The following is a 15,564-nucleotide window of genomic DNA, read 5'->3' as shown; positions in this document are numbered from 1 at the left end:
TCCCGCGGATTGCGGGAATCGCCACGCAAAATCGTGCAAGGTCAGTGCGCCAGCACGAAGCTGGTCAGGATCTGCGCGAACTCTTTCGGCTTCTCCATCTGCGGCATGTGATTGCAGCCGTTGATGATGCTGGTGCTGATCGCCGGGGCGTGGGTCAATCCGTTGCGCAGATTGTCCAGCGCGGACACGTCGATGATCTTGTCGTCGTGGCACCACATCCCCAGGGTCGGCATGGTCAGCTTGTCGAGCCGATCCTGCAGCGAGGTGGTTTGCGCAGGCTCGCGCAGTTCGTTGAAGGTCTTCTCGATAAAGGCGCGGTTCTTGATGTTGTTCTGCACGAACACGTCGATGAAGCGACCCGGAATGTGCGGCACCTGTTCGAAGGCCAGCGCGGTGGCGCGTTCGAAGCCGGCGCGGTCGTCATAGACAAACGGATCGTGGCCGGCCATCGCTTCCTTGGCGAATGCGTTTTCCTTGAACTTCAAGCCGAAGCTGTCGACCAGAGCCAGTTCGGCCACGTCCTGCGGATGCGCGGCAGCGTACACGCCGGCAATCGCACCGCCCATCGAATGGCCGACCAGCAACGAATGCTGCAGATGCAGGGTCTGCACGAAGTCGTTCAGGCGCTCGGCCTGATTGTCGATGTTGTAGCTGGCGCCGGGGTTGCGCGACGACTCGCCCCAGCCCGGAAGATCGGGAATGACCACGCGGAAATGCGCGGTGAGCATCGGCGCCACTTTCAGCCAGACATCCTTGTTGGCGGCAAAGCCGTGCAGCAGCACGATGGTGGGCCCTTGGCCGCCTTCGTAGTACACCCATTGGGTGTCGCCGGCTTGCACGGAATGTTTTTCAAGTCCGGCGTTCATGGCCTCGCGCATGGCGTTGGCCTTGAGCAGCCACTGCGGCGCAAACAGATAGCTGCCGCCAAGCAGTACGACTAGCAGCGTGACGACGATGCCGATAAATTTAAGCCGGCGGATCAGCAGGCGCTGCCAGAGTGGGCGGGGATTGGAATTTGCGGGTGAACTCATGGGATGACTCGCGATGGGCGACTTCTCGCGCACCACGCCGGCAGGGCCGACGCGATGCGCTCGGGTTTATCGTCGGCTTAGTGCATGCCGGCCTTGGCCTTGGCAAACAGCGCTTCCACGGCTTGCTGGGTCAGCGGGTGGTAGCCGTCCTTCGCCTTGGCATACACCTGTTGCGCAAAAGCCAGTCCGTCCGGCGTTTTCACCAGTGCTGCATAGATCGGCATGGTGAGATAGAGGCGGCCGATACGCGTTGCATGTTCCGCTGCCGCCGGCCATACCGCCTTGTCGCCGGCGTTGATCGCATGCACGTACCAGCGCATGCCGATTTCCGCGTTCGGCGTGCCGGTCAGGTGCCATGCGGCGTCAAGCTGCTGCATCCTCGCGAGCGGCGGCGCATCCGGCATGCCGTCCAGGAAATACATCCATTCCTGCGTATTCCAGCCTTTGGCGTCGAGCTTGCCCGCGTCCAGCGTGCCGGCGAGGAAAGCGCTGCGTTCCTTGTCGATGGTGGCGAAGTTCGGCGACGCCGGCACCGGCGCATCCTTGGGAACGCCCGTGCCGTAGACCCATTCCTTCACTTCATCCCAGCTCATTTTGCCGGGGTATTTGTCGATCAGGTTCGGCTTGAGGAAGTCGAGCATCTGTTCGGTGGTGATGCTCTGGAACGCAAAGTGGTCGAAGTAGCTCTTCAGGTAATTGTCGAACGTGGCGCGGCCATAGCGCTGCTCCAACGTGCGCAGGAACCACGAACCCTTGCTGTACGCCACGTCGGTGAGCGTGTCGTCAGCGTCGACGTTGCCGGGTTTCGGTGCGAGGCGCTGGCCGTTCTCCGGCAGGCGCGCCAGTTCCTTGTGCAGGGACTGGATCGAGAGCAAGGCTTCTTCGTTGGCCTGACGCTCGCCATAGAGCGCTTCGGTGATGCGGCCCTGCACGTAGGTGGTCACGCCTTCGTTGAGCCAGATGTCGCGCCACGATGCGGCAGTCACCAGATTGCCCGACCAGGAGTGCGCCAGCTCGTGCGCGACCAGCGAAACCAGGCTCTTGTCGCCCACCAGCACCGTCGGCGTGGCGAAGGTCATGTTGGGATTTTCCATGCCGCCGTACGGGAAGCTCGGGGGCAGCACCAGGATGTCGTAGCGGCCCCAGCGATACGGGCCGTACAGCTTCTCGGCGGTCTGGATCATCTTCTCGGTGTCTTCGAACTCGTGCGCGGCTTTGCCGACTACCGACGGTTCTGCATACACCGCCGAGCGCGGACCGGTTTCCTTTACAGCCAGATCGCCGGCGGCGATCGCCAGCAGGTAAGACGGGATCGGATGCGTCTGCGTAAAGCTGAAGCTGCCGTTCAACGGATGATTAGGATCGTTCGGTGCGCTCATCGCCACGCGCGTATCCTGCGGCGCCGTCACCTGTGCATCGTAGGTAAAACGGATCGCCGGCGAATCCTGCAGCGGCACCCACGAGCGAGCATGGATGGATTCGGACTGCGAGAACATGAAGGGCTGCTTCTTGTCCGCCGTCTGCGCAGGCGGCAGCCATTGCAGGCCGCTGGCGCTGGGAGCAGTGGTGTAGATGATGCGCACTTCGTGCGGGTGCTGCGGCGCCTGGATCGTCAGCTTGCTGCCCAATTGCTTGTCGCGTGCCGCCAGCGCGTAGTGCAGCGGCGCCGTCTTGCCGCTGGCATCGACCGATTCGATGCTGGCGATGCTGAGGTCGCGCGTATCGAGCACCAGCGCGGCGGCCTTGGGGTCCTTCCAGTCCAGCGTGAGCGTCGCCTGGCCATCGAGCTGGCGCTGCGGGAAGTCGATCTTCAGCTTCAGATCCAGGTGGGTGACGCGCACCTCGTCCGGCTGGGCATAGGAATAGGGGTCATTGGCGTGGGCCGCCAGGGGGAGCGCCAGGGCGCCGAGGGCCAGGGTTCGAAGCGGGGACATCTTGCGGCTTCCGGTGGGTTGGAGAGCGGCGAGTATGCCACCGCTGCCCGCTTTCCCGCCCATGGCGCAAGTTTGTCAGGGCAGTTCGCCAGCGCTGAAAGGATCGTCGGAATAGGGGTGCGTAGTGGCCAGGAAGCCAGGCTGCGACTTCACCCGTTCGACCCACGCGCGCAGGTGAGGGAAGGGCGCCAGCGCAAAACCGGCTTCTTCCGCATGGCTGGTGTAGGCGAACAGGGCGATGTCCGCGATGCTGTAGCCGTGATCGGTAAGGAAGGGGCGCGCGGCCAGTTCCCGTTCGAGGATCTGCAGGCTCTGCTGCCCGGTGCTGCGCTTCATTTCCACCAGCGCAGGATGGCGGCGATCCAGTTTTCCGGTAAGCGTCCAGTAGCGCAGCGAACCGATCACCGACTCCACCCGCTCTTGCTCGAAGCTTAGCCACTGCTGCACCTTGGCACGGCCAAAGGCGTCGTCCGGCAGATAGGGCGTTCCGGTGGCGAGGAAAAACAGGATCGCTCCCGATTCCGACAGCGTGCGTCCGTCATCCAGCCGGATGGCCGGCACCGTGCCGGTGGGGCTGATGCGCAGATAATCTGCCGTGCGCCCCTCGCCTTCGAAGATGCTGATTTTCTCGCTGCGATACGGCAACTGCAGGTGATGCAGCAGTTGTCGTACCTTCCAGGCATTTTCGGAAGCGGGGTAGTCGAAAAGGGTAAGCATGAGCGTGTCCGATGAAGTGCTGCCGACAGTTTTCGCCGGGCGTCGTCGTTGCGATATCCGTTACACGTGCTTTTAGAAGCTTAGTGCCGGCTTGGCTACCATCAGCCAGAAAATGGCCAACACGGCCAGAAATGCCGGCCAGCCCAGCGCAAACCAGACCTGCATCGTGCGGTAGTAGATCGGCGGCAAGGGCATGCCGCTTCGCAAAGAGGCCAGCGCCAATTGGGATGCGCGCCATTGCAGCCATACCACCGGCAACCAGCACAGACCGGTAAGAATGTAGAGCGCCAAGGCGGCTTGCAACCAGCCGGCATGAAGATCCAGGCCCATCAACCGCATCAGCAGATAGCCCGAGACGGGCTGCACGATCACCGCCGGCGTGGTGAACAGGAAATCGGCGAGCACGGTCAAGCGTGCCGCCGTGGCGATAGCCGTCACGTTGCCGGTGCGATGGGTAAACCACATGAAAAAAGCGGTACCCAGGCCCGTGCCGAACAGCAGCGTGGAAGACAGGATGTGCAGTGTCTTCAACCAGACATAAGCATTCATCGACGCTCATCCGTGGCAATCAACAATGACAGCACGACCAGCAACGGCAGGTTCTTCAGCAGCCCGCCGAAAGGGTCGAGCCAGTGAACGGGCCACAATGTGCCGATACCCACCGTGTAGCCAAATACCATCAGCAGCATCAACGACAACACCAGCCGCGAGCGCCAGCGCAGCAGGCATAGGCCGCCGAGCACGATATCCGCAGTAGCCGTGCCGCGTGCGAGCGCAAGCATCGCTGTTGCCGGCCAGCTGACGCCTGCCGTGGATTGCGCCACGGCCTCGGCGGGAAGCATCCAGCCGACCACGCCCGATAGTATCCAGAGCATGGCTACGGCGATACGCAATGCTGGAAGCATGAAATAGAGCCTCGCGTGCCAACGGTCCTGGACGTGGCTGGGCGATTCGTCCAGCACGCGGGCCAGATGCTTGGGTGCGAACCCCAGGCTTTCTTGCAGATACTCCAGCGCATTGGGGCTCCCGACGTTTCCGCGTTCCAGCATGCGAGCCATGGTCAGTCCGAGCGGGCCGTTGCCGAAGCGCTCGCCTAACGTCGATGCGGCATGCGCCAGCCAATTCGGCGTTTCGATCACGTGGGGCTCTGCAAAGCCGAGCCAGCGCCGCCAAAGCAGCAGATACTCGCGCAAGGTCGTGACCTGGGGGCCCACAAGTTCGATCGTTTGCCGTACCGGTGCCGATGCGGCCAGGGCGCTCACCACGGCTTTTCCCACGTCTTCGGCCGAGATGGGTTGCACGCGTTGGCCTCCCTTGCCCGGCAAAAACAGCAAGCCGGGCAGCGCTGACAAGGCGCGCAGCAAGGAAGTGCCGCCGTAGGAACCGCTTGCGCTGTAGACCAGCGAGGGGCGGAAAACCAGCCAATCGAGATGCAGGTCTGCAAGCGCGAGATCGCCACGATGCTTGGATGCGATGAACTCGCCATCCGAGGCATCGCCCAGGGCGGAAATCTGTACCGCGCGTCGTATGCCCAATTGCGCGCAAGCGGCAAAGAGCGCGGCAGGCGCTCGTTCGTGCACCGCTTGAAATGTCTGCTGTGCCGTTTCGCGCAAAATGCCGGCACAGTTGACGACCGCGTCAATGCCGGCCAGTCGCGGCAGCCAATCTTCGACAGCGGTATCGCGAGCCATGTCGCAGGCGACGGCCGCGAGACCGGGAAAGCGGGAGTCGACCCGGGCGCCGCGCACCGCGCAAGTTACCTCGTGACCGGCTTTTGTCAGCTCTGCGGTGACGTGCGCTCCGATGAAGCCGTACGCTCCGGTGACCAATACGCGCATGAATCTCCTGGCCCCCTGGTTATGCCCTTTTTTTCGCCGATTGCGCAGACGTGCATGGACGCCGCGCGTCACCGCGGCGTCGATGCATCAGACATAGCGATCGGCGAGCCGGTCGGTTGCCTGCACCAATACATCCGCGATCGCCGGCTCCGAGGCGGCATGGCCGGCCAGCACGATGTGCAGGTCCGCCTCTGGCCAGACGGCAGCGAGGTCGCAGGCGTTTTTTACCGGGCAGATGATGTCGTAGCGGCCGTGCACGATGGTGCTGGGGATGTGGCGCAGTTTTTCCACGTCGCGCAGCAGCTGTCCGGGTTCCAGGAAGGCGTGGTTGCGAAAGTAGTGCGCCTCGATGCGGGCCAGGCTCAGCGCGACTTCCGGTGCGGCAAAGCTGGCTTCGGTTTCCGGGCTTTCTTCCAAGGTGATGCCGCCGCCTTCCCAGGCGCCCCACGCCTTGGCTGCGGCCAGGCGCACCGCCTCGTCTTCGCTGCTCAGGCGGCGCCAATACGCTTCCAGCATCTGACCGCGTTCCTCGGCGGGAATGGCCGATATGTAGCGCTGCCATTTTTCCGGAAGAATCCATGATGCGCCGCCTTCTTCGTAATACCAGCGCACTTCTTCTTCCCGGCACAAAAAGATGCCGCGCAATACCAGGCCGAGCACGCGCTCGGGGTGTTTTTGCGCATACGCCAGCGCGAGCGTGGAGCCCCACGAGCCGCCAAACACCACCCAGCGCTCCACGCTCAATTGCTCGCGGATCGTTTCGATGTCGGCAACGAGGTGCCAGGTGGTGTTGTCGGTCAGGTCGGCAAAGGGCGTCGAGCGCCCGGCGCCGCGCTGGTCGAACAGGATGATGCGGTAGCGCGCCGGGTTGAAGAATCGCCGGTGGTAGGGTGCCAGGCCGGCGCCGGGTCCCCCGTGCAGGAAGATCACTGGCAGCCCGTCGGGATTGCCGCATTCTTCGACATACAGGGTATGCCGATCGTCCACCGCGATCCGGTGCGTGCGATAGGGCTCGATCTCGGGGTACAGCGTGCGCATGGTCTAGGCATCCCATTGAATGTGTGACGGGATCGACGCGAGGGCCGATTCCTTCCGGGTGGCGGTGGATTGAGCTGACGTGAAGCTTACCGATTAGCCTAACGCCGACAAAACGCGGGAAATGTTTATCGCCCATTAGCCCAAATGCAACGACGGCAAAGGCATACTGCGCTCGCATCCTTGGATGGTCGCGACAGGTCCGGGATTACCCCGCGGGGTGATCCGCAGCCTGCGCGGCGTCCACGGCACCGAGGTGGAAAACCGAGAGGTTTCCCGTGACCAGATATCGCGAAGGAGTGGCCCTGTGGTCAAGCAACATTCTCTAGGCATGGCGATCGCCGCAGGCATCTGCGCAAGCATGCTGATCGTGGCGGGCTGCAATCAACAGCCGTCAGCCCAGGATCAGGCCAATGCGCCGGCCTCGTCCGCTACCGCCGCCGGGCAACAGCAGCAGGCCTACACGCCGCCGACGGCCGACCAGCTTTACCAGATGGTGGCGCCGATCGCGCTGTTCCCCGACAAACTCGTTGCGCAGGTATTGGCCGGTTCCACCTATCCGGACCAGGTCACCGCGGCGCAAAACCTGCTGACGCAGAACCCCAACCTCAAGGGCGACATGCTGCAGGCTGCCGTGCAGCCGCAAAGCTGGGACGCCAGCGTCAAGGGCCTGACCCAGTTCCCGACAGTGCTCGGCCAGATGGCGCAGAACATCCAGTGGACCACCGCGCTGGGCGAGGCCTACGTCAACGATCCCACCGACGTGCTCAACGCCATCCAGGTGATGCGCCAGCGCGCGCGTGCGCAGGGCAATCTGCAGAATTCCTCGCAGCAGGCGGTCAACGTGCAGCCCGTGCAGCAGGCGCAGGCCAGCGAGCAGGCGGCCGGCTACGAGGTCAATAGCGAAGCGCCGCCGGTGTATTCCGGCCCCGACGTGGTGCCGGCGCCGGCGCAGATCATCCAGATCGAACCGGCGCAGTCCGACGCGGTTTATGTGCCTAGCTACGATCCGCAGACGGTCTACGGCGGCGAGGTGCCGGTCTACCCGTCTTACGAGTATGAGCAACCGACCTATACCACCGGCGAAGTGGTCACGGTGGGTGCGGTGGCGTTCGGCGCGGCGATCCTGGTGGGAGCCTTGATCGGTGGTCACGATCACCACGACGGCGGCGGCTGGCATTCCTGGGGCATGAACTGGGGCGGCGGCTATAACGGTGGCGGCTACAACGGCGGTGGTGGTTACAACGGTGGCGGCGGTGGCGGCTGGCATCGCCCGGCAGTGGTCTACAACAACCAGACCTACGTGTCGCGTTCCACCACGGTGATCAATCGCTACACCAACGTGACCAACAACATCACCAACAATCGCTACGGCAACGTCAACAACGGCACGATCAACAACTACAACAACCGTACCGTCAACAACAACAACGTCACCAACAACGTGACGAACAATCGCAATCAGTTCAATCGCAACGTCACCAACGAAACCGTCAACAATCATCCGCCGGCACAGCAGATGAGCATGCCCAACTTTGCGCGTGCCGGGTATCAGTCGGCACCCGCGCCGCATGCGGCGCAGGCCGCGGCAGCGGAGCGTCCGGCCGAGGCGGCGCGTTTCAACGCCGCGCATCCGCAACCGGCCCAGGCTGCAGAGCGGCCGGCGTTTGCGCCGCGGCAGCAGGAGGCGGTGCGACAGCCGGCACCGCAGGCGCCGCATCCGGCGGCGCAGCAGGAGCGTGCGCAGCCGGCATTCCATCCGGCACCGCAGCAGCAAGAGCGTCCGCAGCAGGCGTTCCACCCGGCGGCACAACCGCAGGAGCGTCCGCAACCCGCCTATCACCCGGCACCGCAGCAACAAGCGCGTCCGCAGCCGGCCTATCATCCGGCGCCGCAGCCGCAGGAACGCCCGCAGCCGGCCTACCATCCGGCACCGCAACCGCAGGAGCGCCCGCAGCCGGCTTATCACCCTGCGCCGCAACCGCAGCAGCACCCACAGCCACAGGCCCATCCGGCCCCGTCGCACCCGGCGCCGCCTCCGCCGAAAAAGAAAGACGAATCGCATTGACGGACCAACAAAACCCCCTGCGTCGGCAGGGGGTTTTGGTTTCCGAGCGCGGTATCAATCCTCGGGCAGCGACTTGGCGGCGTCCCACATGGCGCGGGTCAGCGGTCGGTTGGCATGCGGCGTCTGCAGCACGATCAAGGTGGTGGTGCTGATGCTGGGATGGATTTTCAGTAGGCGGTCGAGCACCGCTTCCAGGTGGGTGATCGACATGGCCACCACGCGCAGCAGCGCGGAATCCTCGCCGGCCAGGCGGCGGCAATCCAGCACTTCGGGCACGCCCTCGACAATTTTGCCGATGCGCGCGCAAATGCCGCCGTCACAGCGCAAGCGCACCATCGCATCGATGCCATAACCCAGCCGCTTGGGCTCGACCACGGCGCGATAGCCGGTGATCACGCCGGCTTCCTCCAGCCGCTTCACGCGTTCGGCCACGGCCGGCGCGGACAGCCGCACCTTGCGGCCCAGTTCCGCATAACCCAGGCGAGCGTCGTGTTGCAGGGCTTCCAACAGTTGCCAATCCTTGGCATCCCAATCGGGTTTCGATTCGTAGGTTGTGGGCATGGATTGATATTTCGTTCGATGGCGAAACGTGCAGACGGGCTTTGGGGCCATTATTCCTCGCGGATCGGCGCGAGACTAGCATTTGCACGTTCCCTTTCCCCACGTGGAATCGATTTATGGACAGCACGGAGCGCCTCGACGGGCGCGCTTTGATTTATATCGGCATCGCCTTGGTCACCTGGTCATCGGCCTACGCCGCCATCGCCTATGCCCTGGCCTCGTTCACGCCGGGGCAGGTCGCGCTGGCGCGATTGACCATCGGTTCGCTGTGTTTTGCCTTGCTGTTGTGGATCAGGCGCGCGCCGTTGCCGCAACGCAGGGATTGGCCGCAAATAGCCGTACTGGGCGTAATCGGCCTTACCGCCTATCACGTCTGCCTCAACTACGCCGAAACGCGCATCGCCAGCGGTACCGCGGCAATCCTGATTTCACTGGTACCGGCGGTGACGGCCACGCTGTCGGCCTTGTGGATTGGCGAGCACATCAGCGCGCGCCGCATGCTCGGCCTTGGGATTGCGTTGCTGGGTGTCGTGCTGGTGGTGTTGGCCAGCGGCAAGCAAGTGAAGTTTCAGCCGATGGCTGCGTTGGTGCTGGTCAGCGTGATTGCTTCGGCGGTGTTCTTTGTCGGGCAGAAGCCGCTGTTTGCGCGCAATGACGTGGTCGGCGTGACTGCCTTCGGCTTTTTCGCCGGAACCCTTGGAACGGTGCCGTTCGGGCTGGGCTTGCCCCATGCCTTGCTGCTGGCGCCGTGGTCGCACATAGCAGCCCTGATTTGGTTGGGCATTGCGCCGACCTTCGTGGGCTACCTCACCTGGAATGCGGCGTTGCGTCGCGCATCGGCCTCGCAGGTGTCCAGCTTCATTTATTTCTCGCCGCCGATCGCCGTATTCATCGGCTGGGTGTGGCTGGGCGAGCAGCCGGGCTGGCTGACGTTGATCGGTGGCGTGATTACCGTGGGTGGTGTGGCATTGGCCAACGCCAGGCGCAAAACTCCGGTCGCGCCCGCGTCGACGGCCCCCGCTAACACCCACCACGCCCGTTCATGAGTCACCACAAACTGATCGAATCGGCACGCGAGCTGCCGCAAACGTGGACTTCGCGCATCGTGGCGCAATTCGGCAGCGCCCGCATGAAACTGCTGCGCATGGACGCCGCCGCCTATCCGGAAGAATGTCACGATTACGACGAAGGCCTGCTGGTGCTGGATGGCGAAATGGTGCTGCAAATCGGCGGGCAGGACATCCTCGTGCGTGCCGGTGAAATCTATGTCGTTCCCGCCGGCGTTGCGCATGGCGTAGGGGCCGGCAGCAAAGGTACCTTGGTCATTCTGGACGTCTGATTGTCGTTTGATTCTTCAAGAGGCCCTCATGTACACGCTTTATGTTGCCAATCACAATTACTCTTCCTGGTCGCTGCGTCCGTGGGTGCTGCTGACCCAGCTCGGCATTCCTTTCGAGGAAAAGCTCACGCCGTTCGGGCACGGCACTTCATCGAGCTGGACGGCGTTTCGTGCGTTTTCGCCAACCGGCAAAGTGCCGTGCCTGCACGACGGCGACATCGCGGTGTGGGATTCGCTGTCGATCGCCGAATACCTCGCTGAGCGCCATCCAGGGGTATGGCCGACCGATGCGCGCGCGCGTGCGTGGGCGCGTAGTGCTGCCGCGGAAATGCACTCGGGATTCGACGCACTGCGTTCGCATTGCCCGATGAACTGCGGCATTCGCATGCAATTGGGTACGATGCCCGCTGCGTTGATGCGCGACCTGACACGCTTGCAGGAGTTGTGGAACGAAGGCTTGACGCTATTCGGCGGGCCTTATCTTGCCGGAGCTGCGTTCACGACCGTGGATGCGTTCTTTGCGCCGGTGGCGTTCCGCATCCAAAGCTACCAATTGCCGGTCGACGAAGCTTGCCGCACTTATGCGCAGCAGCTGCTTGGCTTGCCAGCGATGAAGCATTGGTACGAAACGGCTTTGCAAGAAAGTTGGCGTGACCCCGATCACGAGGAAGAAACGCTGCGTCAAGGCACCTTGTTGCAGGACCTGCGCGCAAGACTTGCTTGAGGCCTGAGCTGGCGAATCGGCAGGGCAGGCACCGGATGCCTGTCCTGCTTCCGGCGCATGTCAGCTTCTGAATTTGCGCGCGCTCAGAGCTTGTAGGCGCGATGGATCGCCACGATGCCGTTGCTGAGATTGCGCACTTCCACGCGACCGAAACCGGCCTGTTCCATCATGCTCTTCAGCGTTTCCTGGTCCGGGTGCTTGCGAATGGACTCGGCCAGGTACTGGTAGCTGTCCGCATCCCCTGCAAACAGGCGACCTAGCTTGGGCAGGACCTGGAAGGAGTGGAAATCGTAGAGCTTGCCGAACAGCTCGCTTTGCACCTTGGAAAACTCCAGCACCAGGGCGCGGCCGCCGGGCTTGAGCACGCGACAGATGTCGGCCAGCGCCTTGTCCTTGTCGGTGACGTTGCGCAGGCCGAAGGCCATGGTCACCGCATCGAAACTGTTGTCCGGGAAGGGCAACGTCTCGGCATTGAGCTGCGCCCAGCGCAGGCCCGATACCAGGCCCCGGTCGGTGAGCCGGTCGCGGCCCACGTTGAGCATGGCGGCATTGATGTCGCCCACCACCACGTCGCCTTCCTCGCCTACCACCGGCTTGATCAGCGCGGCAATGTCGCCGGTACCGCCGGCCAGGTCCAGCACGCGATCGCCGCGGCGGATGCCGCTGATGGCAACGAAATGCCGTTTCCACAAGCGATGGACGCCGAGCGACATCAGGTCGTTCATCAGGTCGTAATTGCGGGCCACCGAGGTGAATACCTGGCCGACCAGCTTTTGCTTCTCGCCGACGGGGACGTCGCGGAAGCCGAAATGGGTAGTGGACTGCTCGCTCATGCCGGCATGGTACAGGATGCCGGGAACGGATAAGGCAATCTTATCTGTCATATACACAAAGCGAAGTGGCCTGATGGGCGTTGGCGGCGTAGCCTTCCCGCTGACGCAACCGAGCGTTGCCTGACGGGATGGAAAGCATGAAGCACTCGACCTTGTTGTTGTCCTGCGTAGCCGGCCTGCTCGCTTGCGGCGTCGCCGCGGCGCAAGGCGCTCCGCAGGCGATCACGGCTGCCGGCGCCTATCAACCGCTGCCCAAGGCGGCCTACCAGCCGGACCGCAATGCCACCTACAAAGTGGTGTTCGCAATGACCAAGGCCAGCGAAAAGCCCGATCAGGTCAACCCTGCGCTTCAGCGTGTGGCGCGCACGGTGAACCTCTACGCGGCGGCCGGCGTCCCGCTCGATCACCTGAAGTTCGTTGCGGTGGCCTATGGCCCGGCCACCAGCCTGGTGCTGGACGATGCGCACTACAAGGCGCAGTTTGGCACGACCAATCCCAACCTCGCCGTGATCAGCCAATTGCACAAGGCCGGTGTGGACGTGGCGGTGTGTGGGCAGGCGATGGCCGAGCATCACTACCCGGCGGAGTGGGCGTCCAAGGACGTGACCCTGAGCTTGTCCGCGCTCACCACCATCACCGAACTGGAGCAGCAGGGTTACGCCCTGATGCCGCTGTAACGCAGGAGCCGATCCATGTCGTCAAGAACGAACCGCCGCTGGTTGCACGCGCTGCTGGCCGGAATGCTCGTTGCCGCATGCGGCAGCGCCAGCGCAGGCCAGACGGATTACCTGCCGCCGTGGAATCCGCCGCCGACCGGCGGCGTGTCGTTTGCCGTGCCGCCGTTCGACGCGATTGCCGATCTGCACGGCGACATCGTCGATCCGCAGCTCACCGTGTTTTTCGCCGGCAACCAGTTCATGGTGGTGCACGATCTGGTCGAAGCCTTCAAGCAAAGCCATCCGCAATATCAGCGCATCTACGTGGAAACCTTGCCGCCTGGCATCCTGGCCAAGCAGATCGAGACGGGGTCGCTGGTGATGGGCAATCTGCGCATTGCCCTCAAGCCGGATATTTTCACTACCGGCAAAGGCTCGGTCGCCCAGCTGCAAAAACAGCATGGCTGGTTTGCCGAGACCGCCGACTATGCGCGCAATCCGCTCGCCATCCTGGTGGCCAAGGGCAATCCCAAGCACGTGCAGGGGTTGAAGGATCTGGGGCGCGATGACGTGCGAGTCAGCATGCCTAATCCGCAATGGGAAGGCATCGCCAAGCAGATCGAAGCCAGCTATCGCAAAGCTGGCGGGGATGCGCTGGATCATGCCGTGATGGACGCCAAGGTGAAGGATGGCAGCACCTATCTCACGCGCATCCATCATCGTGAATCGCCGTTGCGCGTCTTGCAGGGTGACTCGGATGCGGCACCGGTGTGGTCGACCGAGGCGTATTTCCAGCAGCAGGTGTTGCACCGCCCGGTTGAAACCGTAGCGATCCCGGCCGAGCAGAACGTCACCGCCACCTACACCGCCGCACGCATGAAAGACGCGCCGCACGCACAGGCCGCCAAGGATTTCCTGGCTTTCATGACGTCTGCGCCAGCGCAGGCCATTTATCGCAAATACGGCTTCCAGCCGCCGCAGCCATGAAATATCTGCGCACTGTCAGCCTGATTGTCGCGGTGTCGTATGTGGGTATCGTGTCGGCCGCGGCAACCGACGGCGCCACGCTTGCGCAACGAGGCAATGGCCATGGTGCTGCCCCGTGCATGGCCTGCCATGCGCCCAACGGCGGCGGCATGGCCGCTGCGGGCTTTCCGCGCCTGGCGGGCCTGCCGGATGCGTACCTGCGCAAGCAATTGGAAGATTTCGCGAACGGGTCGCGCGCCAACGCCACCATGCAACCGGTCGCGCAGTCGCTGAGTGATGACGAGCGTGATGCCGTGGCGGACTACTACAGCAAGCTGCCGGTGCCGGCGCAGGTTCCGGCGCCGCCGTTGAAGAATGACGTGGCGCAGTCCGGCCAGATGCTGGCAACGCGAGGCCGCTGGTCGGAAAACCTTCCTGCCTGCGAACAATGCCACGGGCCCGGCGGCATCGGCGTGGGTGATCACTTCCCGCCGCTGGTAGGGCAATCGGCGACTTATATCGCCAACGAGCTGCATGCCTGGCAAGGAGGCTCCCGGCACAATGATCCGCTGCAATTGATGCAGCACGTTGCCGCAAACTTGAGTGATGCTGATATCACCGCCATCAGCACGTGGTACGCAGCGCAGCCGATGGCGCCGAAGGAGCAGCAACCATGAAAGCCGCTTGTCTGTCGTTGATCGTTGCTGCGCTGGCGTTGTCGGCCTGCAATCATTCGGCGCCGCAAGCGGTCGCGCCGGTGGCAAAAACGCCGGCGCCAGCGGCGAGTGCGCCCAAAAAAGCCGCTCTATTCGTGCCGCCGCCGGAATCGGCCATACCCAGCGATGATTTCGGCAAGCAGGTGGCGTTGGGGCGGCAGATATTCATCGATCCGGGTCGCTATGCCAAGGCCTATGTCGGCAATGCGCTCAGCTGCGAAAACTGCCACCTCGACGCGGGTCGCCTCGCGCATTCCGCGCCGCTGTGGGGCGCTTATCCGATGTATCCGGCGTATCGCAGCAAGACGCACGATGTCAGCACCTTCGCCGCGCGCCTGCAGGGATGCTTCAACTACAGCATGAACGGCAAGGCGCCACCGCAAGGCGATGCGGTATTGGTGGCGCTGGAAAGCTACGCGTATTGGATGTCCAAGGGCGAACCGATCGGCGTGGCGCCGCCGGGTCACGGCTATCCCAAACTGCCCAAGCCAGCCATAGCACCCGATTACACGCGGGGTGAAGCCGTGTTCAAACGCGATTGCGCGTTGTGCCACGGCGACGACGGGCAAGGACAGCAGGCAGCAGGACGCACGGTGTTTCCGCCATTGTGGGGCACGCAATCCTTCAACTGGGGTGCCGGCATGGAGCAGGTCAACAACGCTGCGGGCTTCATCAAGGCCAATATGCCGCTAGGTCGGGGCAATACGTTGAGCGACCAGGATGCGTGGGACGTGGCGTATTTCATGGATGCACACGAGCGGCCGCAGGATCCGCGCTACACCGGCTCGATTCCGGCTACGCGAGCAGCGTTTCACGACACGCCCGAATCGCTTTATGGGGCGACCGTAAACGGACAATTGTTGGGGCGCGGGGTCGCTGCTCGTCCGTGAGATGTACGGAGTCTTGCTTCGTGCTGACGGACGCAAAATTTTGCGCTGATGCGCAAGGATGCATCTGGGTGGCGTTCAAGTGCCGTGACGCGTCGAAATCATCTGCAAATGTCTGCTGAAATCGCTTAGCATTTCAGTACAGGGGCTTTCGACCAGCAGCGCTACGGCGGTGGCTTTGGGTGACGCGCGGTGAAGCTGTTCGCGTGCGCGCGCAGCGTAGTTATTTTGCCGAAATCGTCCAATGTCGACGTCACGC

At 63.2% G+C, this 15,564-nt stretch carries 16 protein-coding genes; 8 read left to right on the top strand and 8 right to left on the bottom strand.

What is annotated here, in order from left to right; genetic code table 11:
- Positions 1–41: 41 nt before the first annotated feature.
- The 6 genes from ISS99_RS07295 to pip all read right to left on the bottom strand — a co-directional run bounded on the left by ISS99_RS07295 (position 42) and on the right by pip (position 6,558).
- Positions 42–1,031: an alpha/beta fold hydrolase gene (locus ISS99_RS07295; protein WP_239537765.1), complete on the bottom strand. Its 990-nt coding sequence runs from the start codon at positions 1,029–1,031 to the stop codon at positions 42–44.
- A 77-nt stretch (positions 1,032–1,108) separates the two neighbouring features.
- Positions 1,109–2,965 carry a M1 family metallopeptidase gene (locus ISS99_RS07290; protein ID WP_204630935.1) on the bottom strand — a complete coding sequence of 619 codons (1,857 nt, stop codon included), beginning with the start codon at positions 2,963–2,965 and terminating at the stop codon, positions 1,109–1,111.
- A 75-nt stretch (positions 2,966–3,040) separates the two neighbouring features.
- Positions 3,041–3,682 (bottom strand): glutathione S-transferase family protein, encoded by a 642-nt coding sequence (locus ISS99_RS07285; RefSeq protein ID WP_204630934.1) that lies wholly within the window; start codon positions 3,680–3,682, stop codon positions 3,041–3,043.
- Between the two features lie 72 nt (positions 3,683–3,754).
- Positions 3,755–4,231 (bottom strand): DUF2269 family protein, encoded by a 477-nt coding sequence (locus tag ISS99_RS07280; protein ID WP_204630933.1) that lies wholly within the window; start codon positions 4,229–4,231, stop codon positions 3,755–3,757.
- The gene (locus ISS99_RS07275) at positions 4,228–5,520 is read right to left on the bottom strand and encodes an SDR family oxidoreductase (RefSeq protein WP_204630932.1); all 1,293 of its coding nucleotides are present in this window, start codon (positions 5,518–5,520) and stop codon (positions 4,228–4,230) included. Before ISS99_RS07275 ends, ISS99_RS07280 begins: the two co-directional genes overlap by 4 nt.
- 87 nt (positions 5,521–5,607) lie before the next feature.
- Positions 5,608–6,558: a prolyl aminopeptidase gene (gene pip / locus ISS99_RS07270; protein WP_204630931.1), complete on the bottom strand. Its 951-nt coding sequence runs from the start codon at positions 6,556–6,558 to the stop codon at positions 5,608–5,610.
- A gap of 304 nt (positions 6,559–6,862) precedes the next feature.
- Here pip and ISS99_RS07265 point away from each other — a divergent pair, with 304 nt between their 5' ends.
- Positions 6,863–8,623 (top strand): DUF3300 domain-containing protein, encoded by a 1,761-nt coding sequence (locus tag ISS99_RS07265; RefSeq protein ID WP_204630930.1) that lies wholly within the window; start codon positions 6,863–6,865, stop codon positions 8,621–8,623.
- A gap of 54 nt (positions 8,624–8,677) precedes the next feature.
- On the opposite strand, the gene ISS99_RS07260 is transcribed toward ISS99_RS07265, so the two are convergent.
- A complete protein-coding gene (locus ISS99_RS07260; protein WP_204630929.1) occupies positions 8,678–9,184 on the bottom strand; it encodes an Lrp/AsnC family transcriptional regulator in 507 nt (168 codons plus the stop codon).
- Between the two features lie 116 nt (positions 9,185–9,300).
- Between ISS99_RS07260 and ISS99_RS07255 the strand changes: the two genes are divergently transcribed.
- From ISS99_RS07255 to ISS99_RS07245, 3 genes are read left to right on the top strand one after another with little or no spacing between them, the layout of a single operon-like run.
- Entirely contained in the window at positions 9,301–10,230 is a 930-nt protein-coding gene (locus ISS99_RS07255) for a DMT family transporter (protein WP_204630928.1), read from the top strand.
- Positions 10,227–10,523, top strand: a complete 297-nt coding sequence (locus tag ISS99_RS07250) for a cupin domain-containing protein (protein ID WP_204630927.1) — start codon at positions 10,227–10,229, stop codon at positions 10,521–10,523. The genes ISS99_RS07255 and ISS99_RS07250 overlap by 4 nt, the downstream gene beginning before the upstream one ends.
- A 28-nt stretch (positions 10,524–10,551) precedes the next feature.
- A complete protein-coding gene (locus ISS99_RS07245; RefSeq protein WP_204630926.1) occupies positions 10,552–11,247 on the top strand; it encodes a glutathione S-transferase family protein in 696 nt (231 codons plus the stop codon).
- Positions 11,248–11,330: 83 nt separating this feature from the next.
- Here ISS99_RS07245 and ubiE read toward each other — a convergent pair whose 3' ends face one another.
- Positions 11,331–12,080 (bottom strand): bifunctional demethylmenaquinone methyltransferase/2-methoxy-6-polyprenyl-1,4-benzoquinol methylase UbiE, encoded by a 750-nt coding sequence (gene ubiE, locus ISS99_RS07240; RefSeq protein ID WP_204631007.1) that lies wholly within the window; start codon positions 12,078–12,080, stop codon positions 11,331–11,333.
- 137 nt (positions 12,081–12,217) lie between these two features.
- Between ubiE and ISS99_RS07235 the strand changes: the two genes are divergently transcribed.
- From ISS99_RS07235 to ISS99_RS07220, 4 genes are read left to right on the top strand one after another with little or no spacing between them, the layout of a single operon-like run.
- Positions 12,218–12,757 (top strand): DsrE family protein, encoded by a 540-nt coding sequence (locus tag ISS99_RS07235; protein WP_204630925.1) that lies wholly within the window; start codon positions 12,218–12,220, stop codon positions 12,755–12,757.
- A 15-nt stretch (positions 12,758–12,772) separates the two neighbouring features.
- Positions 12,773–13,723 (top strand): substrate-binding domain-containing protein, encoded by a 951-nt coding sequence (locus ISS99_RS07230; RefSeq protein WP_204630924.1) that lies wholly within the window; start codon positions 12,773–12,775, stop codon positions 13,721–13,723.
- A complete protein-coding gene (locus ISS99_RS07225; protein ID WP_204630923.1) occupies positions 13,720–14,379 on the top strand; it encodes a c-type cytochrome in 660 nt (219 codons plus the stop codon). The genes ISS99_RS07230 and ISS99_RS07225 overlap by 4 nt, the downstream gene beginning before the upstream one ends.
- The gene (locus ISS99_RS07220; protein WP_204630922.1) at positions 14,376–15,308 is read left to right on the top strand and encodes a c-type cytochrome; all 933 of its coding nucleotides are present in this window, start codon (positions 14,376–14,378) and stop codon (positions 15,306–15,308) included. Before ISS99_RS07225 ends, ISS99_RS07220 begins: the two co-directional genes overlap by 4 nt.
- Positions 15,309–15,564: the final 256 nt, after the last annotated feature.

The organism is Dyella mobilis (genome assembly GCF_016904945.1).
GTDB classification, from domain to species: Bacteria; Pseudomonadota; Gammaproteobacteria; order Xanthomonadales; family Rhodanobacteraceae; genus Dyella_B; species Dyella_B mobilis.
Note: the sequence above shows the minus strand (reverse complement) of the source record. Positions and strands in the feature narration are given on the sequence as shown.

What these genes read in the sequence shown, in the direction of transcription:
- ISS99_RS07295 (WP_239537765.1), bottom strand. Translation starts at nt 1,031, where the DNA reads ATGAGTTCACCCGCAAATTCCAATCCCCGCCCACTCTGGCAGCGCCTG.
- ISS99_RS07290 (WP_204630935.1), bottom strand. Translation starts at nt 2,965, where the DNA reads ATGTCCCCGCTTCGAACCCTGGCCCTCGGCGCCCTGGCGCTCCCCCTG.
- ISS99_RS07285 (WP_204630934.1), bottom strand. Translation starts at nt 3,682, where the DNA reads ATGCTTACCCTTTTCGACTACCCCGCTTCCGAAAATGCCTGGAAGGTA.
- ISS99_RS07280 (WP_204630933.1), bottom strand. Translation starts at nt 4,231, where the DNA reads ATGAATGCTTATGTCTGGTTGAAGACACTGCACATCCTGTCTTCCACG.
- ISS99_RS07275 (WP_204630932.1), bottom strand. Translation starts at nt 5,520, where the DNA reads ATGCGCGTATTGGTCACCGGAGCGTACGGCTTCATCGGAGCGCACGTC.
- pip (WP_204630931.1), bottom strand. Translation starts at nt 6,558, where the DNA reads ATGCGCACGCTGTACCCCGAGATCGAGCCCTATCGCACGCACCGGATC.
- ISS99_RS07260 (WP_204630929.1), bottom strand. Translation starts at nt 9,184, where the DNA reads ATGCCCACAACCTACGAATCGAAACCCGATTGGGATGCCAAGGATTGG.
- ISS99_RS07255 (WP_204630928.1), top strand. Translation starts at nt 9,301, where the DNA reads ATGGACAGCACGGAGCGCCTCGACGGGCGCGCTTTGATTTATATCGGC.
- ISS99_RS07250 (WP_204630927.1), top strand. Translation starts at nt 10,227, where the DNA reads ATGAGTCACCACAAACTGATCGAATCGGCACGCGAGCTGCCGCAAACG.
- ISS99_RS07245 (WP_204630926.1), top strand. Translation starts at nt 10,552, where the DNA reads ATGTACACGCTTTATGTTGCCAATCACAATTACTCTTCCTGGTCGCTG.
- ubiE (WP_204631007.1), bottom strand. Translation starts at nt 12,080, where the DNA reads ATGAGCGAGCAGTCCACTACCCATTTCGGCTTCCGCGACGTCCCCGTC.
- ISS99_RS07235 (WP_204630925.1), top strand. Translation starts at nt 12,218, where the DNA reads ATGAAGCACTCGACCTTGTTGTTGTCCTGCGTAGCCGGCCTGCTCGCT.
- ISS99_RS07230 (WP_204630924.1), top strand. Translation starts at nt 12,773, where the DNA reads ATGTCGTCAAGAACGAACCGCCGCTGGTTGCACGCGCTGCTGGCCGGA.
- ISS99_RS07225 (WP_204630923.1), top strand. Translation starts at nt 13,720, where the DNA reads ATGAAATATCTGCGCACTGTCAGCCTGATTGTCGCGGTGTCGTATGTG.
- ISS99_RS07220 (WP_204630922.1), top strand. Translation starts at nt 14,376, where the DNA reads ATGAAAGCCGCTTGTCTGTCGTTGATCGTTGCTGCGCTGGCGTTGTCG.